We start from the raw sequence: 22,219 nt of genomic DNA, 5'->3' as shown, positions 1-22,219 counted from the left end.
GGAAGCTGGGTAGCTCTACTTAGTGCACCCATTTTCGGAAGGAGCAGCATGTTCGAACTCTCATACGACCCCGCCTACGATCCCATCCAACATCTGGAACAGATGAAGGTTCGCCTCGTTCGACACACGTTGAACAACCTCAGTGCCGTTTGGGTTCCCTCTAGAAAACTCGTCATTCTCGATCGCAATGTCGCCTCTGAATACGAGCGCCCAGTTTTGGCCCATGAGTGCGCCCACGCAGAAAGCAACGACCCAGGAGGACATGACACTCGCACTGAGCACCGTGCGAATCTCGCCTCCGGGCTCCGTCTCGCAGACCCCGAAGAGTGGTCAACGCTGACCGCGGCCCACGCCGACTTTGACCGCATCTGCCTAGAGCTCGGCATCACACGCGGTCAATTTCTCGCGCTCTACAAGCATTTCAGTACGAAACGCACCCATCGACTTGAACGCTACGGCCAGACGATCTACCAGGACCCGAAGATGGGCGCAGGCCAGTGGGCCAGAAAGTTCGAGGTGGCGTAATGGCACGCGCAGCAAAGGGTGAAGGCACCCTCTACAGGACCGAGAACGGATGGCGCGGATACGTTACCGTCAACAGCAAGCGCAAGTACTTCAGCGCCGCGACCAAGGCAGAGGCGTCACGCAAGAAGCGCGCACTCTTGCACCAGCGCGAAACGGGCCACCTTGTCGCGGGCAAAGTCCCCTCAATGGAGACTTGGCTCAATCATTGGATGAAGGTGACCGGCCCAGAGCGTCGTGAAACCACGAACGGCATCTACGACATCTACATCAGGAAGTACATAGTGCCCGTCATCGGTGGGAAAGCAGTGGACAAGCTAACGATGGACGATCTCGAAATGCTGTACGCAGGGATGGAGGCCTCTGGCAAATCTGGTTCCACTCAACGGCAAGCGCATTCGATCATCCGGGCAGCGTTGAAGCATGCCGTTTGGCGCGGTCATGTCGGACGCAATGTGGCTGCGCTCGTGAAGCCTCCTCAGCGCGCGAAACCTGACACGACGACTATGAGCGAAGCTGACGTACGCGCAGTCCACAAAGCTCTCGTCGGCGACCCCTTGCAGGCGCGCTGGCATCTCGCTCTCGACCTCGGCCTCCGCCCCGGTGAAGCGATCGCGCTCGAATGGAAGCACGTTGACTTCGCGGCGAACACGATCCGTGTCGAACAGGAGGTGGTGCAAGTCGTGGGGAAGGGAGCACAGCTCGCGCAAATGACCAAGACTGCCGCTGGAACTCGCGTGATTGCAGTTCCGCCGCGAATCATGGGCATGTTGAAAGCAGAGCGTGCCCGGCAAATGCTGAAGCGCTCGGAAAAGGGCTCCGATTGGGTCGAATGGGAGCCTGACGGCAAGCCGCACGCATGGTGTTTCACCCGAGACAGCGGCGGCCCGTACCGGCCGAGCTCGGACGCGAAAAATTGGAAAGCTCTTCTCGAGAAGGCTGGGGTGCCGCATACCCGCAGGTACACCGCCCGCCATACCGCAGCATCTATGGCGCTGAGCGCGGGTGCTGACGTGGTGTCGGTTGCTGACATGATGGGGCACTCCTCCCCCGCGCTCACTCTCAGTGTGTACACGCACGCGGTGGAGGAACGGAAGCGTGCACTCGCCGACTTGATCGAGACGCGTCATATGGAGGCCGCCGACGGTTGACCGGTGCACCTTATTGTGCACCTTATGACGCTTGCAACGGCTGATCTAGGCGGGGTCAACTGTCCCGGAAACGGCAGAACCATGCGGCAAATGACCTAGTCTGGCTCACCGTGTTTAGATTTAGGTTCCAGTGTCTTCGGACGTGGGGGTTCAAGTCCCCCCTCGCGCACGTGGTGGTTGGGTCGAGTCGGCTCAGTGATGCCCAAAGCACGGGCTGAGGTGTCGATCCACGCTTCAATATACGCTGAGCGCGCAAGGCCGCCAGATTCTTTTCCCGTCAGCGAGTGCAGGATCGGCCAGTATGTCAGCGCGCTCATCAAGACAGTCGCCGTCGCCTCAGGATCGACTACCGCAAGCAATTTGTCCGCATTTTGGGCGCGGATCCACTGCGCCATTTCGGTGTACACGCCCGCGAGCACGCCCTCCCATACGCGGTCAAGCATTTCTCTATGCCCTTCAAGGTCGCGCAGCAACACTCGAAGTATCGCCTCATTCGCGGTCATCGAGTCCATGACTCCCTCCGCGATCGCCCGCAGTGCGGCTTGAGGATCGTTTGGGAGACTGCGCACCGTGGTTGCGCTGTGCTCGGCGAAGTCAGCGATATAGCGCCTTACTCCCTCTGCGAGCACGGCTTCCTTACTCGCGAAGTGCTTGTACAGCGCTCCGGAACCACCGGTCATGCCGGCCGCGACCTGAATCTCTGCCACCGACGTGCTCTCATAGCCGCGTTCGGCAAACAGCCGCATGGCTGCAGTGTTGGCGATACTCGGCATCGTGCCTGTCGCTTCTGGCCTGTCTGGAATCATTCTCGGTCCAGCGGGCGCCCCCGGCGGCGAGCCCACCACCGCCAGTGTCGACAGCGAGTATCGGTTCACGAATGTATTCTGGTTCGCGGCAGGAATTGCCCTGTGGTGGTCGCTGTTTCAGCCCGTCGAACGACGAAAAGTCACACGCGCAATGCTATTGATCGCGGCGATCGGGGGAATTGCGCGTCTACTCTCCGTACTGGTGAGCGGTTGGCCGCACCCCGTGTTCATCGCCGCACTGGTGCTTGAACTCCTCGTGGTGCCGCTGGTTATTTGGTGGCACGCGCACGTGACAGCCACAGAGAAAGCCGCACGACAACCCTAGAAAACGCAGCGCGGCGGAGCACGCGTGTCCAGAGGCTACGCCGGTAGGGCGTGAGCGGCGGCGTCCCAAGCTCGGGCTCGGCCTTATCGAGGGCCTCCTCGATCAACGCGTCGTGCTGCGGACGAAAGAACAACGGCCAACTCACGCGGGCCATTCCCGTGACGAACATCTGTAACTCGTGACGCAGCACCACTGAAGCTGTCTCCCCGGATTTCGCCGTATCAACGACACTGAAAGCATGCCCGCCGCCAAATCCGGTCGGCCTGGTGAATTGAAACGCGACCCGGCCCGCGGGGTCAATGAGTTCAATGCGATAGCGCACGGGGCCGTGACCACCGTTCGCACCCACGACAAGTCCGTCCGCGAACTGCATCTTGGGCCACGCCTCGCCCGGCCATATTCGATCATCGGAACCCGCGAGCGTCATGAGCAGCTCGGCCACATCGTGGCTTGAGCCACGGAGCCCTCGCTCGTGAACGTTGATAATCAAGACGACCTCGCTCTCCGGACCCGGCTCGCGGATGCCCACGGCTATTCTGCGCGAAATTCGTGCGCGTATCCTTCCGCGGATACGCCCACCGATAATCGTTCTCAATAGACTGGTGCGGTCGACACCTTCGGCGACCGGAGAGGGACCCTGATGAACACACCGCGCAGCGCGTCTCGCCCAGTCAATATTTCGCCCCGCATTCCCGTCATTGCCGTCGCGGGGCACCTCGGTGCCGGGAAGACCAGCCTGCTGAATCACCTATTGCGCGCCCCCGGCGCCCGCCTCGGCGTAGTAGTGAACGACTTTGGGGCACTCAACGTCGACGCGGCGCTCGTGTCCGGGCAAGTCGATGAAGCCGCCGCGATTTCAGGCGGGTGCATTTGCTGCCTCCCCGACGCGGGCGGGCTCGACGACGCACTCGAAAAACTCACCCAGCCGCGGCTCGGTCTCGACGCTATCGTGATCGAGGCGAGCGGCGCGGCCGATCCCATCACGCTAGCTCGACTCATCAGGTTTAGCGGGGCGGAGCGCGTCAGGCTCGGCGGCGTGGTCGAAGTGATCGACGCCGTCGAACACTTTCAGACCGTAGACACCTGGCCCGAGCCTCCCCTGCGGCACGCGGTAGCGACGCTCGTGGTCGTCACCAAGGCCGACCTGATTCCCGAGACCGAACGACACGACAGGATCGAGCGGATTCGTAGTCGAGTGCTCGAACGAAACCCCGCGGCACTGGTTGTCGAGGCTCGGCAGGGGCGCATTGATCCGGCACTGGTATTCGACACCGCGAGCACCGAAGATCCGATTGACGAATTGCCGATCGCGCGCCTGCTCCGCGAGGATGCACCCGCGCATGTGGGTCACGAGCACGCGCACGCAGTCTCGGTCGCGCTCCCCGAGGCGGTTGCACCGGGTGCGCTCGTAGATCTGCTTGAGGATCCTGCGGAGGGCGCGTACCGCATGAAGGGGCGAGTGCGCGTGCGCGGACCGCGGGGCGGTCGCGGATACCTGGTGAATGTGGTCGGCCGCATGATTCACGTGGCGCGATTGGCGCAGCCGCCAGAGGTGGGCGAACTCGTCGCGATCGGCATCGAGCTCGACGAGGTGTCGGCCGAGCGACGACTTCGAGAAGTTGCGGCCGGTCCAATCGCTGCGCCCGACGCAGCTGGCCTCAAGCGCCTCCTGCGCTACCGCCGCCTCAGTGACTGAAGCCCCCTCTCAGCTGGCTGGCTAGCCGCGAGCGGGGTAACTTTCGACGCGTGTTGAGGCGCCGACACGCGTCGAAAGTTACCCCGCTGCGGAAAGTGCTCGCGTTACTACGTCAGGCGTAGTACGTTTGGAGTAGTAGCCACTCGGGCGACAACACATCCGAAACCTGGAGTACGCATGAGCATTAGCGCCGACGCGATTCGCGGTTACGTCGACCTCATGGTGCTCTCGTTGCTGCGCAGCGGGCCGTCCTACGCGTACGAGCTTGCCCAGCGCATCTCGAACATCAGCGGTGACGAATACGTCATCAAACAAACGACGCTCTACTCGGCCGTGAAACGTCTTGAGGCGAGCGAACTTGTGAGCGCCTCCCCCGGGATTTCTCCGTCCGGAAAACCGCGCACCTACTACCAGCTCACGCCCGCGGGGTTCGAGCACTTTCACGTCAAGGTCGAAGAGTGGCTCAGCACGAAGTCAGTCGTTGACAGATTTATCGCCGAAGCAACCGAAGGAGTCACACCGTGAACGTGATCATCGCCTACCTCGACACGATGTTCAGCGCCTACCCGCAGACGCCGCGCCTGCTCGAAGCGAAAACCGAGTTACAGGGAATGATGGAGGACGCCTACACGAGCATCATCGCGTCGGGACGTTCCGAGAATGAGGCAGTCGGGCAGGTCATTCGCGACTTCGGCAACCTTGAGGAACTGGCGCCCGTGCTGGGAATTACCGCTGACATTGCGCCACCGCTCACGCACGTTGTCGCGGGTGGAGCAGACTCCGCTGGCGTAGCTGGCGTAGCTGGCTTGGCTGATGAGAGTGGGCGGGCGGCCGGCGTTCCGCCGCGCGGGGCGGGCGGCTACGAGCCGATCACTCTCGACGAAGCTCAGGCGTACGCCGACGCACAGCAGCGCATCCGCTTCCGCGTGAGTGCGGCGATCATGTTGTTCGTCGTCTCACCGGCTACCCTCATTTTTCTCCCGACGGCCGCGGAGGCAGGTGTCGTGCCAATCACGGAGTCGGCGGGGGTGTTCATCGGTCTTCTGATGCTCCTCGCTTTGGTGGCCGTCGGCGTCATGCTGTTCCTCTCGACGTCACGGGAGATGAAACCCCACGAGCGCATCGCGGAGGGGAAATTTGCCGCGAACCCCTTGGCCACTCACTGGGCGAATGCACTCGCTGAGCAGTACGAACGGCGACGTATCCGCGCGCTGCAGGTCGCAATAGCGCTTTGGATCCTCTCCCCCATGCCGCTCATCGCCTTCGGTTTGTTCATGGGCGATGATCCCGAAGGATCGATCTGGAGCGTGATCGGCGTTGTCATCGTGCTCGTCATAGTCGCGGCCGGGCTCGGCGTACTCCTCCCGCAGGCGTGGGCGCACACGGTCGCCGAACGTATCTCGAGCGGCAAAGACTCGAGCCGGGGCGGCGCCTCTGGGAGCGCCGATGACGAGCGCAGCATCGTGAGCGTTATCGCCGCGTTCTACTGGCCGCTGCTCACCGCGATCTTCCTCGCGTGGAGCTTCATTGGCGACGCCTGGTCGCGATCGTGGATCGTGTGGCCCGTAGGCGGAGTGCTCTTCGCCGCGATCGCGGCGGGAAGTGGCGCGGTCGAGCGCTACCGAAGGACGCCGCGCTAACACTGCCCTCACGCCGCCCTCACGCCGCCCGCGCCCTGCAAGCGGGGTAACTTGTGGTGAGTGTCGAGGTGCCGACACCCACCACAAGTTACCCCGCTCCGGATTTTGAGTGGGGGGGGTGGTGGGTGGGGGTGGGGTGGGAGGGTGCGGGCTGCGTTTGGCGCGTTGCGGAGCGCGCTCGCGCACAGCGGATCTACACTGAAGGCGTCACCGCTGACCGCCACGGAAAGGTGCCGCTCATGAGCGAAGCACACGTGATTGACGTCCACGGACTCACGAAGTCCTTCGGCAAGTTCACCGCCTTGAACGGGCTGGACCTCCAGGTCTCGCGCGGGCACGTGCACGGTTTTCTCGGGCCGAACGGTGCGGGCAAATCAACGACGATCCGGGTGCTGCTGGGGTTACTGCGCCCCGACAGCGGAACCACGCGCGTGCTCGGCGCGGATCCTTGGCGCGATGTCGTGAATCTGCATCGTCGTCTCGCCTACGTGCCCGGCGACGTATCTCTGTGGCCAGGCATGACCGGCGGCGAAGCCATCGACCTGCTCGGAGCGCTGCGTGGCGGCCTCAACGAGCAGCGTCGCGGTGAGCTCATCGAGCGATTCGAACTCGACCCGACGAAACGCGGGCGGCAGTACTCGAAGGGCAATCGACAGAAAGTCGCGATCGTCGCAGCACTCGCGTCTGACGCCGAACTGCTCATCCTCGACGAACCTACGAGCGGACTCGACCCGCTCATGGAGAACGTGTTCATCGAGGTGATCAGTGAGGCGAAGGCACGCGGAGCCTCGGTGCTGCTCTCGAGCCACATCCTCGCCGAAGTTGAGAGTCTGGCCGACCGGCTGTCACTTATCCGAAGCGGCAGCATTGTCGAAACGGGCACGCTCACCGAGTTGCGCGGTCACGCTCGCACATCGATCCGTGCGACGCTCGCAACCGCGCCTCCGGCGTCAGCACTGGCCGCACTGCACGATGTCCACCTCGATGGCGACCGTCTTACCGCGACCGCCGATGCCGACAATATCGGCGACGCAATGGCTCTGCTCACCCGGTTCGGGATCGCGTCGCTGACGGTCGAGCCACCATCGCTCGAGTCGCTCTTCTTGCGCCTGTATGAGGACGATAAGGGCGACAAGAGCGACCAGGACGACAAGTCAAGCGAGACAAGCGAGGCCGACGAGACCGCCAAACCAACCGCCGCCGGCAGGCACGGTGCATCATGAGCGCCACGTTCGCGGGCACCGGCCCGCTGCTCAGAACTACGCTCGCTCACGACGCCCGACGATTTGCCCCCTGGGTGTTGATCGCAACAGGGCTCTCAGTGTCGTCGGTGCTCGTGTATCCGTGGGCCTTCCCGGATGAGCAAGCCCGCGCGGGCCTCGCCACGGCGATCAGCGCGAACCCCGCGCTCGGCATCATCTTCGGGCCGGCATTCGATATCTCAACCAGCGAAGGGTTCAACTCGTGGCGGTCGCTCGCGCTCGCCGGATTCCTCACCGCGCTCGGCGCGATCTTCGCCGTCGTGCGTGCCACGCGTGCCCAGGAAGACTCAGGGCAGGCGGAATTGCTCGCATCGGGCGTACTCGGCCGCGGCGGTCGACTATTGACGGGTGTCGGGCTCGCGCTCATCGGTTCCCTCGCCGTTGGCATTATCGCCGGGGTCGCCACGGGCCTCTGTGGCGGCGCGTGGGACGATTCGCTGCTACTCGCAGCAACATTCACCGCATCCGGATGGATGTTCGCGGGTGTCGCAGCAATCACCGCCCAGCTCGGATCGGACGCCCGAACCGCAAGCACGCTCGCCGTCGCGACGCTGGGTGTGCTATTCATGGCGCGCGGATTCGCGTACGCCGCCGATGCGCCTGCGTGGACCGTCTGGGTGAATCCGCTCGGCTGGCTGACCGAGACGCGCCCCGCGAACAGCAACAATTGGTTGCCGCTGCTCTGGGCCGTTGTGTTCACCGTCGCGGCTCTCGGAGTTGCGTTTGCATTGCAGGCCAGGCGGGATTTTGGGCAGGGAGTCATCGCGCCTCGGGCGGGACCTGCCCGCGGAACGGTGCGCACGCCAGCGCAGTTGGCGATCCGGCTCAATCGAAGCCAGATGATCACCTGGGCCATCGCCTTCGCGGTGTTGGGCGTCGTGTTCGGATACTTCGCCACATCGATTCACGACATCCTGGAGAAAGACGCGGCCGTAGCATCGATCCTCGCCGCTGGGGCAACCACCCCGCAGGCGCTGACCGGCGCCTTTCTGGTCACGATCTTGAGCCTGGTCGGGATCATCGCCGCGATCCCCGGGGTGCAACTCATGCTCAGGCTACACAGTGAAGAAATTGAGGATCGCGTCGAGATCGTGCTCGCCGGCGCCGTACGCCGGTCTCGGCTCTACGCGAGCACCGTGGCGCTGGCGCTCGTAATGCCGGCCATGTACGTGCTGATCTCCGGCACTTTGATCGGCGCGATCGCTTCGAGTGGTGACGTCGGGGTCGATTTCGGAGACACCCTGAAGCAGGCGGCCGCGACGATCCCGGCGGTCTGGACGATCACCGCGGTCTCCGTCGCCGTTGTTGGGGCACGCCCACAGGTGTCGATTGCCGCGTGGGTGGGCGTGCTCGCGTCGTTTGTGCTGACGCTTCTCGGCCCAACGTTCAAACTGTGGGACTGGGTGCTCGCGATCAGCCCGTTCTGGCATGTGCCGAACGTGACGGAATCTGACGCCGACTGGCTCGGCCTGGTCTGGATCACGCTCGTGACGGTCGTGCTGCTCGGCGTGGGCTTCACGGGCTTCCGCCGCCGCGACATCGCATCGCGCTGACGGCTGACGGCTGACGGCTGACGGGCTGACGCCCCCTCAAGCGGGGTAACTTGTGGCGGGTGTCGGCGCCGCGACACTCACCACAAGTTACCCCGCTCCGGTTTGGGTGGGCGGTGGCGAGGGTGTTAGGGTTCACCTTGGTCTGTTCGACCGCGAAACGAAGTGAGGTGAGCCCGATGTCCAGTGACAGTTGCAGTCATCAGCCGGGCTCCGCGCTCGTTTCCACGCCGTCGCACTAGCGGCCGTTTCTCCTTCGGCTCACTCGACCACGTCGGCCTGCGCGCACGCCCGGCTCCCCCGAAGCAGGCACGCCTTGTCGCGCCACCGAGCCGCGCCACGGCGCCCACACGTAGGAGCACCGCCATGACCACCCAGCAGATCCCCACCGTCGCCGCGTCGTTTGACGACATCATGAACCACCTGGCCAGCAACGACCTACCCGCGCTTACTCGCGATTTGTCACCGCTGAGCGCCGCGGAACTCGTGCCGCTGTTCGAGCGCATCGATCTGCGCCAGCGCGCCGTGCTCTACCGGCTACTCACGAAGCAGCGCGCCGTCGAGGTGTTCGAGGCGCTCCCGCCGTCACTGCAGAGCGACCTGCTCGACGGGCTGCAAGACGCCGACGTGAGCCGCCTCTTCGCCGAGCTCGATCCCGACGACCGGCTCTGGCTGCTCGATGAGGTGCCGTCGGTGCTGGCGACGCAGATGCTCCGCGGGCTCCCCGAGCAGGATCGCCTGCTCACTGCCTCACTCCTCGGATATCCGCAGGGCAGCGTCGGGCGCCGCATGACCCCCGAGTACGTGTCAACGCGCGCGTCGCTTACCGTCGCTGAAACGCTTGAACGGGTACGGGCCCACATCAATGACGCCGAAACCGTCTACACGATCCCCGTACTCGATGGCACGCGCGTTGTCGTCGGGATCGTCAGCCTCCGCGAGATGCTTGCGGCCCAGCCGGGCGACGTGATCGCCGATCTCATGAGCCCCGCGCACACCGCCGAGGCGACCGACTCCGACGAGGACGCCGCTCGCCGCTGCGCCGACCTCTCGCTGCTCGCGCTCCCCATCGTCGACAGCGAGGAGCGACTCGTCGGCATGCTCACGATTGACGACGCGATTCGCATCCTCGAGAACGTTGAGAATAAGGATGCCGCCCGCCAGGGCGGTGCCGAACCGCTACGTCGGCCGTACCTGTCGACTCCGGTGCGTTCCCTTGTGCGGTCGCGCGTCGTGTGGCTCCTCGTGCTCGCGGTCGGCGCGACGCTGACCGTGCAGGTGCTCGAGATATTCGAGGCATCGATCGAGCAGGTCACCGTGCTCGCACTGTTCGTGCCACTACTCATTGGGACGGGCGGCAACACCGGCAACCAGGCTGCGACGACCGTGACCCGCGCGCTCGCCCTCGGCGACGTGCGACCGCGCGATATCTTCCGCGTACTCTCGCGCGAGCTGCGTACCGGTGCATTGCTGGGTCTGCTGCTCGGAAGTCTCGGGTTCGGGATCGCCGGCACGTTCTACTCGCTACAGATCGGCGCCGTGATCGGCCTCACTCTGCTCGCCGTGTGCACGGTTGCCGCTGTGGTGGGCGGCTGCATGCCGCTGCTCGCTCGGGCTGTGCGTGTCGACCCCGCGGTGTTCTCAAACCCGTTCATCTCGACGTTCGTCGACGCGACCGGTCTGCTCGTCTACTTCGGTATCGCAACGGCGATCCTGGGCCTGTAGCGCGGGCGCACGCCACGCCGCCGAGCCCCTCTCCCGGCGCCGAGCCCCTCCCACGAACGCGCATGTTCGCAAGGGACTCGGCAACAAGAGAGGGGCTCGACGGGTTTGGGCCGGACGGGCGGCCGGGACGGGCTGCCGGACGGGCGGGCGGGCGGCCGCGCCGCCCGGTCCGCTACCAGCCTTCGGTGAGGGTGCGGTCCAGGGCGGCCAGGATCGCGCCAGCGCTCTCTGGCGTCAGGCAGAGCGGCGGCTTCACCTTGAGCACATTCGAGCGCTCCGACGTCGTGAGCACCACCACGCCGAGCTCTTTGAGGCGCTCGCAGATCGCGGCGGCTTCCGCGGTCGCCGGTTCAAGGGTCTCGCGGTCGCGCACGAGCTCGACCCCGAGGTAGAGGCCCTCACCGTGGATTGGCCCGATGAGCGCGTGGCGTTCTGCGAGCGAGCGGAAGCCGTCAGCCAGGCGCGCACCGACGATCCTCGCGTTCTCTTGCAGGCCTTCCTGCTCCATCGCGTCGAGCACGGCGATACCCACGCGGCAGCTCACCGGGTTGCCGCCGGCCGACGAAAAGAACTGCCCCTGCGAGGCGAGCGCATCGGCGACGCGCTTCGACGTGATCACGCCGCCGATCGGGAAACCGTTGCCCATCGGCTTTGCAATCGTGATGATGTCGGGCATGACGCCCGACTGCTCGAAGCCCCAGAAGGTCGACCCCATGCGGCCAAACCCGACCTGCACTTCGTCGGCGATGCAGAGCCCGCCGGCCGCGCGCACGCGCGCGTAAGCGTCTGCGAGGTACCCTTCTGGCAGCAGCACACCGCCAGCATTGCCGAGCACTGACTCGCAGATGAAGGCTGCTGCGTCACGGTCTTCGGCGGCGAGCTGCTGCAGGTCACGGCCGAGGTCCGCGGCGTAGTCCGCACCGCTCTGAGCACCGCGATGGGTGCCGCGGAACTGGTTCGGAACGTCGGCGACGTGCACCCAGTCGGGCCGATTCTCGAGGGCAAACGGATTGTCGTACGCGCTCGTGGTGACGGCATCCGAGGCCATCGTCCAACCGTGGTATGCCTCGCGCAGCGCCACCACCGTCTTGCGGCCCGTCGCGGCCTGGGCGAGCCGCAGGGCAAGATCGACCGCTTCGGAGCCGCTGTTGACGAGCAGCACCGTGTCGAGGCCGGACCCCGCAGGCAGCAGCGCGAGCAAGCGCTCGCTGTACTCGGCGAGCTCACGATAGAGAAAGCGCGAGTTCGTTCCGAGCACGCGAATCTGGCGATTCACCGCGTCGGCGACACCGGGGTGGCCGTGGCCGAGACCCGTGACATTGTTCACGACGTCGATGTAGGCGCGTCCGGTCGTGTCGACGAGATGGTGCCGCCAACCCCGCTCGATCTGCATGGGGCGCTCGTAGTAGCGCTCCTGGGCGCTCGCGAAGATCCGCTCGCGGCGCGCGAGCTCATCGCCCGACTCGTCGTGCTGCGCGAGCGCGGGCAGGCCGAGCAACGAAGCCGGATCGTGGGTGAAGCGTCGCCACGCGGCGACGCGATCCGGAGCGACGAGCGGGGCGCGCCCCGGGTGCGGCTCCTGCACGGCGAGGATCGGGGGCTCAGCGCCCGAGATCGCGTCACTCCGGCAGAGCACAACCGACATTTTGCGCACCTCGTCGGCTGCCGCAAGCTTCGCGACGACGTCGCCCTCGGCAATCGTTGCACCGAGGTCGAGTTGCGATCCGGCGCCGTCGATTGAGAGGAACCAGCCATCGGCAAGTTCGATCAGCAGCCCCTGCTCCGTCGCGACCGCGATCGCGCCAGCCGACGGCGACGCCACCGCGAGCTCAGCCCCGGGAGCCACGTGAATCTCGGTGGCAATCGGCCAGGTTTCGGCCGCATCTTGCGTGTCGACCGAGGTACGCGTGAGCCGATACACGCCGTAGGGGAACACCGCCGCCGCGTTGCCCGCGCGCAGCGCAGTGAGTGCTAGCTGCGCCTCGACGTCAGCCTCCATCCAGGCGCCCGAATCGAGCTGCTCGGACTCGACGCCCGGGTCGAGAACCGCGACCGCGCCGCCAAGATCAGGCAGCAACGCGCGCAGTGGCGCATGAGCCTCAACGCCGGCTACACCGGAGTCACCCGCCAAGTCGGCGTTCACCCCGACTCGCTGCATCGCGCGTGGAACGGCAATGAGCTCAAGCCCGCTCCCGCGCGGTGCTCCCACAAAGCCCAGTTGCGCAAGCACCTGTTCGGTCATTTCGGCGAGCGGTAACGCAGTAGCGGCGTCGAAGATCGCCTGCTCCCCCGCAATGCGCTCGCGCGCGTAGTCATTGTCGCCGTCGATTTCGAGCTGGCGCCACCCGCTCGCCACGAGCAGCGCGGCTCGCAGCACGACAAGCGACCAGACAGCGCGGGCCTCGGCCGCCGACAGCGGCGCGCGCTGATGAAAGGCAGCTACAGCGTCAAGTACGCGCAGCGGCCGCTCGGGTTCGTGGTGGAGTAGCGAACTGACCGTTACCGCGAGTTCAGCCACACGCCAGCCGTACGACAGGTCACCCAGGTCGAGCACGACGGCCGGATAGACGCGCGTATCGTCGCTCCGCGCGCCCATCACGTTGTCGTCGGTGAGGTCACCGTGAATGGCCTGCACCGGCAGAGCGTCAACGAGCGGCGCGAGCGCCTCCTGGGCCGCATCAGCGGCACAGGCCACCCGCTCGCGCAGATCCTCATCGCTGATAGAATCGACCAGCGCCATCGTCTCGGCGTATGCGACGCGCATGTCCCACATGTGGGCCCGATCGAGCCCCGGGTGCGCAAGCGACGCGAGCGCGTTTGCCGAGTCGGCCGAGAGCGCTCCGAATGCAGCGAGCACCGCCGGCGCAAAGTAGCCCAGGTCGACCATCGGCTCCCCCGCTGCGAACTCGCTGCGACGCACCGCAAATCCGTTCCAGCGCTGCGTGAGGTTGCCGTCGAGCCCAGGCAGCACCGAGGCCACCGCGACGCTCGCCGCTCGGTACGCCTCGAGCGCGGCGTGCTGGGCGTCGCGCGCGTCGTCGGCGAACACGGGATTGTCGATGCGCAGCACGCTGCGCGATCCGTCGGTCGCGGTCAGCGCGAAGTTGCGATCCTGGTTGCTCCCCAGCTCGCGAGCTGTGACCTCAAGCCCATAGCACTCGCGCGCAATTGTTTCGGCGTCGGCCGCACTCACATTCGGGCGAACCAGTCCACTCGTCGATGATTCCGTCATCGGGTGGTCTCCATTTCTTCAGTTGAAATGATGTCACTCGTGTGTTGGGTGCTCGCCATGCTGGGGCACTCGGGCTCGGGCGCAGGGGCCGCACAAGCCGACGTCGAAGGGGTGCGGCTCAGGCGAGCGCGCGAATTGCGGGGGCGAGCGCGGTGAACGCTCGGGTGCGGTGCGAGAGAGCGTCCTTTTCGGCGCCGGTCAACTCGGCGGCCGAGCGGGTCTCGCCCTCGGGCTGGAAGATGGGGTCGTAGCCGAAGCCGTGCTCACCGGCCGGTTCGCGCAGCACGCGACCGGGCCACACGCCCAGTTCGCAGATGTCGCCCGCGCGCGAATCGCCGGGAAGCGCGAGCGCGGCGGCGCAGACGAACCCACCGTCGCGATGCTCATCGGCGACATCGGTCAGCTGCCACAGCAGTAGCTCGAGGTTTGCGCGGTCATCGCGCGCGGGGCCGCCCCAGCGCGCAGAAAAAATCCCCGGGCTGCCGCCGAGCACATCGACCGCGATACCCGAATCGTCTGCGATCGCGGGCAGCCCGGTATGCGCCGCCGCGGCCCGGGCCTTGATGAACGCGTTTTCCTCGAACGTCACACCGCTCTCGACCGGCTCGGGGCCGTCATAGCCGATGAGTTCGACACCCGGGATCAGCGGGCCAAGAATGCGGCGCAGCTCTTCGAGCTTGTGCGCGTTGTGCGACGCGAGCACGACGGTCGTCATGTTCAGCGCCCCTCGGCGAGTGCCGCGCGCTGCAGCTCGCTCAGTTCGGTGGTGCTCGCGAGCGCGAGATCGAGCAGAGCGTCGAGCTCGGCGCGCTTGAACGGCGCCCCCTCGGCCGTGCCCTGCACCTCGACGAAGTCGCCCGAGCCGGTGACCACGACGTTCATGTCGGTCTCTGCGCGTGAATCTTCAACGTAGGCAAGGTCGCTCATTGGCACGCCGCCAACGATGCCGACCGAGATTGCCGCGACGCTGTCGGAGAGCGGCTGCGCCTTCTTCGCAATAAAGCCACGCTTGCGTGCCCACTCGAGCGCGTCAACGAGGGCAACATACGCGCCCGTAATCGACGCGGTGCGGGTGCCGCCGTCGGCCTGCAGCACGTCGCAGTCAATCACGATCGTGTTTTCGCCGAGTGCCTTCGTATCGATGACGGCGCGAAGGCTGCGCCCGATGAGCCTCGAGATTTCGTGCGTGCGGCCGCCGATCTTGCCCTTGACCGATTCGCGCTGCATGCGCTCGTTGGTGGAACGAGGCAGCATCGAGTACTCGGCCGTGACCCAGCCGGTGCCCTTGCCCGCGAGCCAGCGCGGCACGCCAGGGGTAAATGAAGCGGTGCACAGCACCTTCGTGTTGCCGAACGAAATGAGCGCACTGCCCTCGGCCTGCGCGCTCCAGCCGCGTTCAATCGAGACGGGTCGGGTCTGCTGCGGGGTGCGCCCATCGGCGCGAAGGGTCTCAGTCATGCGGTGCTCCTGTGGTACGTGTGAATCAACGGGGACGAACGCGCGGCGTCCGTGGGTCAGCGGGGTAACCGGATTACGCCGGTTTCGAGGTGGTCGACGGCATCAATACCGATCCCGAGCATGCGGCGCGCGAGCTCGACGAACCCGGCCGTATCGGGGCCGGTCGCCTCGTACCGCAGTTCGGGATCGCCTGACCCCGACGGGCGCAGCAGCTGCCGCTCGGTCAACACTTCGAAGACCTCGTTCGCCGTCTCGATATCGCTCGAAACCAGTGCGACATCGGGGCCAACGACCTGACGAATCGCACCGCGCAAAAATGGATAGTGCGTGCACCCGAGCACCAGTGTGTCGATGCCCTCTGCCGCGAGCGGCGCGAGGTACTCCTCGGCGACGGCGTGCACGGTCGCGCCGCTCGTCTCGCCAGCTTCCACGAGCTCGACGAAGCGGGGGCACGCGGCCGATGTGAGCGTAATCTCCGGGCGCATGGCGAACAGGTCATCGTAGGCGCGCGACTGGATCGTGCCCTGGGTGCCAATGAGACCGACGCGTCCATTCCGGGTAATCGCGGCGGCACTGCGCACGGTCGGACCGATCACCTCGACCACCGGCACGTCGTAGCGCTCGCGCGCGTCGCGCAGCACCGCAGCTGACGCGGTGTTGCACGCGATCACGAGCAACTTCACGCCCTGCTCGACCAGGCCGTCGAGAATGTCGAGCGCGAACCGCCGCACCTCAGCGATGGGCCGCGGGCCGTAGGGGGTGTGCGCGGTGTCACCGACGTAAATCATTGATTCGCCTGGCAACTGGTCACGAATCGCTCGGGCCACGGTCAAGCCGCCGACTCCGGAGTCAAACACCCCGATGGGGGCGAATGCGTCAGGCTGGGGCGAACTCACGATTCCACACTACCCGAGCCGATCGCCGACAGCTTGATCCAGGTGTGCCTGTGTAACTCGGTTAGGCCAGCCGTTGCGATGCCTTCGTAGTGGGCCTTCGCGCCATACCCTTTATTCGACGCCCAAGCGTACTCGGGGTGTGCCTCATCAGCTTCGCGCATCAGCGCATCTCGAGCGACCTTCGCCCGCACAGATGCGGCGGCCACGCTCGCGCACTCGCGATCTGCCCCCACCCGGGTGCGCACATCGAGCGGCGAGCGAAGCACCGTTGAGAGCCAGTCGTGAGCGCCGTCGAGCAGGATCACGGCGCGTTCGACCGGCACGCCAGTCGATCTGAGTTCGAGCAGTGCGCGCCGCGCGGCGTGCCCAAGCATCGACGTAATGCCCTGCGCGTCGATCTCTTCGGCGCTCGAGAATCCGACGGCGCCTGCGCCCCACTCGTGGACGATCGGAGCGAGTGCGTCACGCCGCTTCTCGCTCAGCAGTTTCGAATCGCGGAGGCCCTCGGGAAACGCGGTCGTTCCTGGCAGCACCGCGTGAACTCCCACCGCAACCGGACCGGCGATCGCGCCGCGCCCCACTTCGTCGATACCAATGACCAGTTCAGCGCCTCCGGCGAAGTAGGCCAGCTCTATGTCGAGCGTCGGGTCCTTCGAGCGCGCTTCGGCCGTGACGGCCACGGCTCACTTCTCCCGTGCGGCGTCGACGCCGGTAAAGGTTCCCTCGGGCGTGCCGAGCCAGGTGAAGCGGTTGAGCGGCCAGTTCAGCACGAACGCGCGACCAACGACCTCTTCTTCAGGCACGAAGCCCTTGCCCGGTTGGTCTTGGTTGTAGCGGGAATCTTTGCTCTGGTAGCGGTTGTCGCCCATGACCCAGAGCGAACCCTCGGGCACCGTCACGTCGAAGTCGATCGCCGAGGCACGCTCTTCTCCCGCGGGCTTCACAATGTAGGGCTCGTCGATGGGCACACCGTTGACCATGACGCGGCCTTGGGCATCGCAGCACTCAACGCGGTCGCCGCCGACGCCGATGACGCGCTTGACGACATATTCGTTGCTCGTGTCAGCCGCCAGGCCGATGGTCTGCAGCACTCGTTCGAATCCCTGCGGAGGCTCCGTAGCGCGCGGATACAACCACCCGCCCGGGTCTTTAAAGACCACGATGTCTCCGCGATGCACGTCGATGAGATCGGGGACGAGCTGGTTGACAAGGATGCGATCGTCAATCTGGAGCGTGTTTTCCATCGACTCTGAGGGAATGAAGAAGCTCCGCACGAGAAAGGTCTTCAGCAGGAAGGAGACCAGGAACGCCACCACCAAGATGACGAGGAGATCGCGCAAAAATCCAATGACGCCGCCTCGACGTGGCCGACGCGTTGAGGTCGTGGCCTCTGCTTCACTCATGTAACTTCCCCTGTCGATGGGAGCGGTGCTGCGGTAAAACCGACGCCACGGGCCTCACCCGCTCGGTGAGACACTTCAGGCTCCCACCCTATTGCAGGGGGGAGCCTGAGAGCGTCACGGGCACGTGTGAAACGGCCCGGAAAAACACGACTTAGCGGTCGCGCTTCTCCTTGATCTTTGCCTTCTTGCCGGTGAGGCCGCGCAGGTAGTAGAGCTTCGCACGACGCACGTCACCGTGGCTGACGACCTCGATCTTGTCGATCGCGGGCGAGTGCACGGGGAACTTACGCTCCACGCCCACCTGGAAGCTGATCTTGCGTACCGTGAAGGTCTCGCGAACACCCTCGCCGTGGCGAGAAATCACGATGCCCTGGAACACCTGAACACGCGAGCGGTTACCCTCGACGATGTTGACGTGCACCTTGACGGTGTCGCCGGCGCGGAAATCGGGGATGTCGCTCTTGAGCGACGGGGCATCGACGAGGTCGAGCTTCTGCATGATTGTCTACTCTCTGCGCCCGCCGCAAGTCGGGAACGCGGATATCGAAAAAGTATTGAGGTATTCAGCTCACGGTCCGTGCGGACCCTCGCGGCAGTACCGCACCGTGGCACAAGGATCAATTATGTCATACTTCTGAGCCGCGCTGAGCACCGGGCGCGGATTCTGTTGCCGCTGCTGTTGCCGCTTCTGTCGCACGGTCTTCGGTGAGTGGGCCGAGCACCCGGTGGCGGGCGACCACAAACGCACCATTTCGCCCCACTTCCAGGAGTTCAAGGTCGAGCCGCCTGGGCAGCAGCGGGCGACCAGCACCCAAGACGACCGGCGCAATTGATGTCAGGATCTCATCGAGCAAACCGTGATCTGCGAACTGTCCGGCGAGATCTCCCCCGCCCACTACCCACAGGTCGCGATCGCCGGCGCTCTCGCGCATCTCGTCAGCTAGCGCGGTGATATCGTCCTGTCGGAACCGTACGTCTGCTGGACCGCCATGCGTCGTGCTGGTCGGCGGCTCTAGCTCACGGTGGGTCAGCACAAATGCTGGCACCTCATATCCCCAGACGCCTTTCTCGTGGCGCATGACCCATTCGTACGTCGTCGCCCCCATTACGACTGCGCCAACGCCAGCAATGAACGTCGCGTAGTCGCCCGCGCCATTCTCCTCCTGAGGCTGGCGCAGCAGCCAGTCGAGCGAATCGCTCGGGTCGGCGATGTAGCCGTCGAGCGTGGTTGCGGTATAAAACACGGTGCGAGTCATGCGCGGATTCCTTTCATCGGAGCAGTCAATGTTGGCAGCCCGGGCACCAGTAGAGTTTGCGCGCACCGAATTCTTCGAGCACGATGTTTGTGCCACACCGCTTGCAGGGCGTTCCCTCGAGCTTGTACACCGAGTGGCGCTCGTCTCGCTCGACAAGCGCGCGCTGATAGTCGTCGCCGGTCAGCCCGTCGATCGTCATCATCTGACCGACGGTGATGCCGATCTCGAGCAGATACGCCCAGTCGTCCCAGAGCGATTCAAGAACCGTGCGGTCAATAGTGTTGGCCGGTGTATGCGGGTTGAGTTCTGCCCGGAAGAGCATTTCGGCGCGATACACGTTTCCGATGCCCGCGATCACTGACTGGTCCATCAGCACGAGTCCGATGGGCGTCTTCTTACGCAGCGCACGCTCGACGAAACGGTCACGCTCAGCGGGCGTGTTCGCATTTGCAGGGTCTGGGCCCAGCTTGTGAATCACGGCGTCGACCTCTGCGGGAGTGAGCACCTCGCAGGCCGTCGGCCCGCGCAGATCGGCGCACACGAGATCGTTCAGCAACCGCACCCGCACCTGGCCCACCGGGTCGGGCGGGAATGACGCTGGAGCGGCGCTCTCGCGGTCGCTCTCTGCCATGCGCACCCGACTGCGCCGCGGCGCACCGATCGATGTGACGGAGTCCTCCGCGTCACGGTCGACCGGCAACGCGCGATCCGGCCGCGAGTATTCTCCCGTCTGGCCGAGCTTCGAGTGACCAGGAGTCTGGCCGTGAATCTGGATTGACGGGTCAACGCGAACCTCGCCCGCGAAGTCCCACGCTCCGTAGATACCCAGGTGCACACGCAACCATCGATCGCCCTCGAACTCGAGAAACATCTGCTTGCCGACAGCGCGAGCATCGATCATGGTGTGCCTCGTGAGCAGTGCGGCGCCCTGCGAGAACCGCCCCTGCGGGCTCGTCACCTCGGGCGCTGTGCCGACGAAGTTGACCGCGAACTGCCGCGCGATGCGGTGAACGGAGTGGCCCTCTGGCATTAGAGGCTATCGACCTGCTTGCCGGCGATCTCACCGGTGCGCTCGAACTCACCGAGTTGAGCGATGCGGCGGACGTGTCGCTCGTCACCGGTGAACGGCGTCGCGATAAACAGATCGATGAAGCGAGTTGCATCGGCAACTTCGTGCTGACGCGCGCCAATCGAGATCACGTTCGCATTATTGTGCTCTCGTGCGAGCACCGCGGTCGAATCGCTCCACACGAGAGCGGCGCGGATACCGTCGACCTTATTTGCGGCCATCTGCTCGCCGTTGCCCGAGCCGCCGAAGACGACACCGAGCGCCTCGACGCCGTCGCGCTCATCGCGAGCGACGCCGAGTGCGGCGTTAATGCAGAACGACGGATAATCATCGAGCGCGTCGTATTCGGCGGGGCCGTGGTCGATGACCTCGTGCCCCTGGGCGCGCAAATGCTGCTGCAGCTGGTGGCTGAAATCGAGTCCGGCGTGGTCAGTGGCGACGTGAATACGCATGGGCTCGATTCTACCCGGCGTGACGGCTCAAACGCCCGTTCAGAACTGCGGCGAAGCGGTGCGCCCGCGCTTCAGCTCGTAGAAGCCGGGCACGCTCGCCGCAGCGACGATCCCGTCCCACAAAGCCAGTGCCTGCTCGCCCTCGGGGGCGGGCGTCACGACCGGGCCGAAGAACGCCACGCCGTTTACGGAGATAACCGGCACGCCGACGTCGGGGCCAGCGATCTTCAGCGCGTGCGCCGTGTTTTCGCGCAGCTCAGCGTCGTACTGGTCGTCATCGGCGGCCTTGGCGAACGCGGCGTCGAGACCGAGCGCGGAAAGCCCGTCAGCGAGGATGCCGTCGAAATCGTCGCGCGCACCCGGATGAATCGCGGTGCCAAACTCGGTATAGAGCTTGCCGACAACTTCGGCGCCGTGTTCGCGACCGACCGCGACGGCGACCTTGCCGAGTCGATGCCCCTCACGCATGCGCTCCGCGTGTGATCCCGGCTCGTTGCCCTCGTTGATGACCTGCAGACTGACGGGATGCCACTTCACTGAGAAGCCGCGCGCCTCAGAAACGGTGGTCACCCAGCGGCTCGTCATCCAGCACCACGGGCAGATCGGATCAAACCAAAACTCGACGGCGGGCTGTGCGGAATCGGTGCGCTCGATGCTCATGCGGCTCAGCCTACTCTTCAGCTGCGGAGTACTGGGAAGAGCGATTCAATGCGTTCGCGCTGGGCGTTATCTGGGCGCCACTTCTCCCCCGCGAGTGCGTTGTCACGCACCTGAGCGGGCGTCGAGGCGCCCGCGATGACGCTGGCGACGGGCTCATGGTCGAGCAGCCAACCGAAGGTCGCCTCGAGCATCGTGACTCCCCAATCGGCGCAGTGCGCGCGATACGCGTCGAGCGCATCCCAATCCGCGTCCTCCGCAACGTGCGGGCGCTGCCGCATGATGCGCGAATCGGCGGGAAACCGATCCCGCGCAAACTTGCCCGTCAGCAGCCCGTTCGCGAGCGGAAAGAACGGGAGAAATCCGAGGCCGAGTTCGCGGGCGGCCGGCACTTCTGATCGATCCGCTGCACGCTGCACGAGGCTGAGCTCGTTCTGCGCGGAGACAAAGCCGCGCACTCCCAGCTCGTCAGCGGCTGTGGCGGCCTCGCGCATTTGCCCTGCCGTGAAGTTTGAGTGACCGTAATAACGGATCTTTCCCTCTCGCACGAGCTCGTCGAGGGCGCTCAGGGTCTCGGAAATCGGGGTCCCCGGATCCGGCACGTGCATTTGATACAAATCGATCCAATCGGTGCGCAGCCGGGTGAGCGAGCCCTCGACCGAGGCTCTAATGAACTCGCGCGAGCCGCGTCTGCCGGCGTAGGGCGAATCAGCGTCGGGGTGCCCGAATTTGGTCGCGAGAATCACCTCGTCGCGACGCGCCCCGAGCGCCTCGCCCATCATCCGCTCGCTGCGGCCAAAGGCGTAGCCGTAGAGGTCTGCGGTGTCGAAGAGCGTGATCCCCGCGTCGATCGCTGCACCGATGACCTCGTTTGTACCCGATTGGTGCTCTGTCAGGGTGCCGGGGCGGCCGAAGTTGTTGCAGCCGAGTCCGACGGCAGAAACGAGGAGGTCAGAGGTTCCGAGTGTGCGTGCCATGCGCCCCACTGTACGCACATCCGATCACCGCCGTCGCGGCCTCCTTCGCGGCGGTTTCGGCGCCGTTCTCAGCACGCATCCAGCGGTTTCATAACCGATGTCGACCGTCGGGCCTAGGCTGGTGCCATTACGTATTCGCAAT

General features: G+C 65.2%; 23 protein-coding genes. 9 read left to right on the top strand and 14 right to left on the bottom strand.

The genetic code is table 11. The annotated features are described in order from the left end of the window. The first annotated feature begins 48 nt into the window (after positions 1 to 48). Positions 49 to 525: a hypothetical protein gene (locus ACFWHR_RS07410; RefSeq protein WP_382447624.1), complete on the top strand. Its 477-nt coding sequence runs from the start codon at positions 49 to 51 to the stop codon at positions 523 to 525. Then, complete coding sequence (locus ACFWHR_RS07405) at positions 525 to 1,673, top strand: tyrosine-type recombinase/integrase (RefSeq protein WP_382447623.1); 1,149 nt, start codon at positions 525 to 527, stop codon at positions 1,671 to 1,673. The genes ACFWHR_RS07410 and ACFWHR_RS07405 overlap by 1 nt, the downstream gene beginning before the upstream one ends. A 95-nt stretch (positions 1,674 to 1,768) precedes the next feature. Here ACFWHR_RS07405 and ACFWHR_RS07400 read toward each other — a convergent pair whose 3' ends face one another. Further along, on the bottom strand, positions 1,769 to 2,419 hold the full coding sequence (locus tag ACFWHR_RS07400) for a TetR/AcrR family transcriptional regulator (RefSeq protein WP_382447622.1): 651 nt from the start codon (positions 2,417 to 2,419) through the stop codon (positions 1,769 to 1,771). On the opposite strand from ACFWHR_RS07400, the gene ACFWHR_RS07395 reads away from it, so the two are divergent. Continuing rightward, positions 2,418 to 2,804 carry a DUF4345 domain-containing protein gene (locus ACFWHR_RS07395; protein WP_382447621.1) on the top strand — a complete coding sequence of 129 codons (387 nt, stop codon included), beginning with the start codon at positions 2,418 to 2,420 and terminating at the stop codon, positions 2,802 to 2,804. The two genes, ACFWHR_RS07400 and ACFWHR_RS07395, sit on opposite strands and share 2 nt — an antisense overlap. Here ACFWHR_RS07395 and ACFWHR_RS07390 read toward each other — a convergent pair. Next, entirely contained in the window at positions 2,749 to 3,294 is a 546-nt protein-coding gene (locus tag ACFWHR_RS07390) for a hypothetical protein (protein ID WP_382447620.1), read from the bottom strand. The two genes, ACFWHR_RS07395 and ACFWHR_RS07390, sit on opposite strands and share 56 nt — an antisense overlap. Positions 3,295 to 3,444: 150 nt before the next feature. On the opposite strand from ACFWHR_RS07390, the gene ACFWHR_RS07385 reads away from it, so the two are divergent. The 6 genes from ACFWHR_RS07385 to mgtE all read left to right on the top strand — a co-directional run bounded on the left by ACFWHR_RS07385 (position 3,445) and on the right by mgtE (position 10,677). Further along, positions 3,445 to 4,500 (top strand): CobW family GTP-binding protein, encoded by a 1,056-nt coding sequence (locus ACFWHR_RS07385; protein ID WP_382447619.1) that lies wholly within the window; start codon positions 3,445 to 3,447, stop codon positions 4,498 to 4,500. A 177-nt stretch (positions 4,501 to 4,677) separates the two neighbouring features. Then, positions 4,678 to 5,025, top strand: a complete 348-nt coding sequence (locus ACFWHR_RS07380) for a PadR family transcriptional regulator (protein ID WP_382447618.1) — start codon at positions 4,678 to 4,680, stop codon at positions 5,023 to 5,025. After that, complete coding sequence (locus ACFWHR_RS07375; RefSeq protein WP_382447617.1) at positions 5,022 to 6,140, top strand: permease prefix domain 1-containing protein; 1,119 nt, start codon at positions 5,022 to 5,024, stop codon at positions 6,138 to 6,140. Before ACFWHR_RS07380 ends, ACFWHR_RS07375 begins: the two co-directional genes overlap by 4 nt. Positions 6,141 to 6,379: 239 nt before the next feature. Further along, positions 6,380 to 7,363, top strand: coding sequence for an ABC transporter ATP-binding protein (locus ACFWHR_RS07370; RefSeq protein ID WP_382447616.1), 984 nt, complete (start codon positions 6,380 to 6,382; stop codon positions 7,361 to 7,363). After that, on the top strand, positions 7,360 to 8,955 hold the full coding sequence (locus tag ACFWHR_RS07365) for an ABC transporter permease (RefSeq protein ID WP_382447615.1): 1,596 nt from the start codon (positions 7,360 to 7,362) through the stop codon (positions 8,953 to 8,955). Before ACFWHR_RS07370 ends, ACFWHR_RS07365 begins: the two co-directional genes overlap by 4 nt. Positions 8,956 to 9,318: 363 nt before the next feature. Further along, the gene (gene mgtE, locus ACFWHR_RS07360; RefSeq protein WP_382447614.1) at positions 9,319 to 10,677 is read left to right on the top strand and encodes a magnesium transporter; all 1,359 of its coding nucleotides are present in this window, start codon (positions 9,319 to 9,321) and stop codon (positions 10,675 to 10,677) included. Positions 10,678 to 10,849: 172 nt separating this feature from the next. Here mgtE and ACFWHR_RS07355 read toward each other — a convergent pair whose 3' ends face one another. The 12 genes from ACFWHR_RS07355 to ACFWHR_RS07300 form a co-directional block, all read right to left on the bottom strand. Beyond that, positions 10,850 to 13,909, bottom strand: coding sequence for an aminotransferase (locus ACFWHR_RS07355; RefSeq protein WP_382447613.1), 3,060 nt, complete (start codon positions 13,907 to 13,909; stop codon positions 10,850 to 10,852). Between the two features lie 118 nt (positions 13,910 to 14,027). Beyond that, complete coding sequence (gene rdgB / locus ACFWHR_RS07350) at positions 14,028 to 14,624, bottom strand: RdgB/HAM1 family non-canonical purine NTP pyrophosphatase (RefSeq protein ID WP_382447612.1); 597 nt, start codon at positions 14,622 to 14,624, stop codon at positions 14,028 to 14,030. A gap of 2 nt (positions 14,625 to 14,626) precedes the next feature. Further along, a complete protein-coding gene (gene rph, locus ACFWHR_RS07345; RefSeq protein ID WP_382447611.1) occupies positions 14,627 to 15,367 on the bottom strand; it encodes a ribonuclease PH in 741 nt (246 codons plus the stop codon). A 56-nt stretch (positions 15,368 to 15,423) separates the two neighbouring features. Continuing rightward, positions 15,424 to 16,263 carry a glutamate racemase gene (gene murI, locus ACFWHR_RS07340; RefSeq protein ID WP_382447610.1) on the bottom strand — a complete coding sequence of 280 codons (840 nt, stop codon included), beginning with the start codon at positions 16,261 to 16,263 and terminating at the stop codon, positions 15,424 to 15,426. Then, entirely contained in the window at positions 16,260 to 16,943 is a 684-nt protein-coding gene (locus ACFWHR_RS07335) for a ribonuclease HII (protein WP_382447609.1), read from the bottom strand. Before ACFWHR_RS07335 ends, murI begins: the two co-directional genes overlap by 4 nt. A 3-nt stretch (positions 16,944 to 16,946) precedes the next feature. After that, positions 16,947 to 17,666 (bottom strand): signal peptidase I, encoded by a 720-nt coding sequence (gene lepB / locus ACFWHR_RS07330; RefSeq protein WP_382447608.1) that lies wholly within the window; start codon positions 17,664 to 17,666, stop codon positions 16,947 to 16,949. A gap of 151 nt (positions 17,667 to 17,817) precedes the next feature. Next, a complete protein-coding gene (gene rplS, locus ACFWHR_RS07325) occupies positions 17,818 to 18,165 on the bottom strand; it encodes a 50S ribosomal protein L19 (protein WP_382447607.1) in 348 nt (115 codons plus the stop codon). 127 nt (positions 18,166 to 18,292) lie between these two features. After that, complete coding sequence (locus ACFWHR_RS07320; protein WP_382447606.1) at positions 18,293 to 18,922, bottom strand: dihydrofolate reductase family protein; 630 nt, start codon at positions 18,920 to 18,922, stop codon at positions 18,293 to 18,295. 25 nt (positions 18,923 to 18,947) lie between these two features. Beyond that, positions 18,948 to 19,952, bottom strand: a complete 1,005-nt coding sequence (locus ACFWHR_RS07315) for an Fpg/Nei family DNA glycosylase (RefSeq protein WP_382447605.1) — start codon at positions 19,950 to 19,952, stop codon at positions 18,948 to 18,950. Then, a complete protein-coding gene (locus tag ACFWHR_RS07310) occupies positions 19,952 to 20,443 on the bottom strand; it encodes a ribose-5-phosphate isomerase (protein WP_382447604.1) in 492 nt (163 codons plus the stop codon). Before ACFWHR_RS07310 ends, ACFWHR_RS07315 begins: the two co-directional genes overlap by 1 nt. A 39-nt stretch (positions 20,444 to 20,482) precedes the next feature. Continuing rightward, positions 20,483 to 21,103, bottom strand: coding sequence for a DsbA family protein (locus tag ACFWHR_RS07305; protein WP_382447603.1), 621 nt, complete (start codon positions 21,101 to 21,103; stop codon positions 20,483 to 20,485). 17 nt (positions 21,104 to 21,120) lie between these two features. Continuing rightward, positions 21,121 to 22,077, bottom strand: coding sequence for an aldo/keto reductase (locus tag ACFWHR_RS07300; protein ID WP_382447602.1), 957 nt, complete (start codon positions 22,075 to 22,077; stop codon positions 21,121 to 21,123). Between the last annotated feature and the right edge of the window lie 142 nt (positions 22,078 to 22,219).

The sequence above is a fragment of the Leucobacter sp. NPDC058333 genome, assembly GCF_042726155.1.
Lineage (GTDB): Bacteria > Actinomycetota > Actinomycetes > Actinomycetales > Microbacteriaceae > Leucobacter.
The sequence above is the reverse complement of the archived record's forward strand: the minus strand, read 5'-3'. Positions and strand labels throughout refer to the sequence as shown.

Excerpts from the sequence above, each read along its gene's own strand:
- ACFWHR_RS07305 (WP_382447603.1), bottom strand. The coding sequence starts at position 21,103 with ATGAGCATCGAGCGCACCGATTCCGCACAGCCCGCCGTCGAGTTTTGG.
- ACFWHR_RS07370 (WP_382447616.1), top strand. The coding sequence starts at position 6,380 with ATGAGCGAAGCACACGTGATTGACGTCCACGGACTCACGAAGTCCTTC.
- lepB (WP_382447608.1), bottom strand. The coding sequence starts at position 17,666 with ATGAGTGAAGCAGAGGCCACGACCTCAACGCGTCGGCCACGTCGAGGC.
- ACFWHR_RS07310 (WP_382447604.1), bottom strand. The coding sequence starts at position 20,443 with ATGCGTATTCACGTCGCCACTGACCACGCCGGACTCGATTTCAGCCAC.
- ACFWHR_RS07410 (WP_382447624.1), top strand. The coding sequence starts at position 49 with ATGTTCGAACTCTCATACGACCCCGCCTACGATCCCATCCAACATCTG.
- ACFWHR_RS07300 (WP_382447602.1), bottom strand. The coding sequence starts at position 22,077 with ATGGCACGCACACTCGGAACCTCTGACCTCCTCGTTTCTGCCGTCGGA.
- ACFWHR_RS07395 (WP_382447621.1), top strand. The coding sequence starts at position 2,418 with ATGGCTGCAGTGTTGGCGATACTCGGCATCGTGCCTGTCGCTTCTGGC.
- rplS (WP_382447607.1), bottom strand. The coding sequence starts at position 18,165 with ATGCAGAAGCTCGACCTCGTCGATGCCCCGTCGCTCAAGAGCGACATC.
- ACFWHR_RS07355 (WP_382447613.1), bottom strand. The coding sequence starts at position 13,909 with ATGACGGAATCATCGACGAGTGGACTGGTTCGCCCGAATGTGAGTGCG.
- ACFWHR_RS07315 (WP_382447605.1), bottom strand. The coding sequence starts at position 19,952 with ATGCCAGAGGGCCACTCCGTTCACCGCATCGCGCGGCAGTTCGCGGTC.
- ACFWHR_RS07380 (WP_382447618.1), top strand. The coding sequence starts at position 4,678 with ATGAGCATTAGCGCCGACGCGATTCGCGGTTACGTCGACCTCATGGTG.
- mgtE (WP_382447614.1), top strand. The coding sequence starts at position 9,319 with ATGACCACCCAGCAGATCCCCACCGTCGCCGCGTCGTTTGACGACATC.
- ACFWHR_RS07320 (WP_382447606.1), bottom strand. The coding sequence starts at position 18,922 with ATGACTCGCACCGTGTTTTATACCGCAACCACGCTCGACGGCTACATC.
- ACFWHR_RS07365 (WP_382447615.1), top strand. The coding sequence starts at position 7,360 with ATGAGCGCCACGTTCGCGGGCACCGGCCCGCTGCTCAGAACTACGCTC.
- ACFWHR_RS07405 (WP_382447623.1), top strand. The coding sequence starts at position 525 with ATGGCACGCGCAGCAAAGGGTGAAGGCACCCTCTACAGGACCGAGAAC.
- ACFWHR_RS07385 (WP_382447619.1), top strand. The coding sequence starts at position 3,445 with ATGAACACACCGCGCAGCGCGTCTCGCCCAGTCAATATTTCGCCCCGC.
- ACFWHR_RS07400 (WP_382447622.1), bottom strand. The coding sequence starts at position 2,419 with ATGCGGCTGTTTGCCGAACGCGGCTATGAGAGCACGTCGGTGGCAGAG.
- rdgB (WP_382447612.1), bottom strand. The coding sequence starts at position 14,624 with ATGACGACCGTCGTGCTCGCGTCGCACAACGCGCACAAGCTCGAAGAG.
- rph (WP_382447611.1), bottom strand. The coding sequence starts at position 15,367 with ATGACTGAGACCCTTCGCGCCGATGGGCGCACCCCGCAGCAGACCCGA.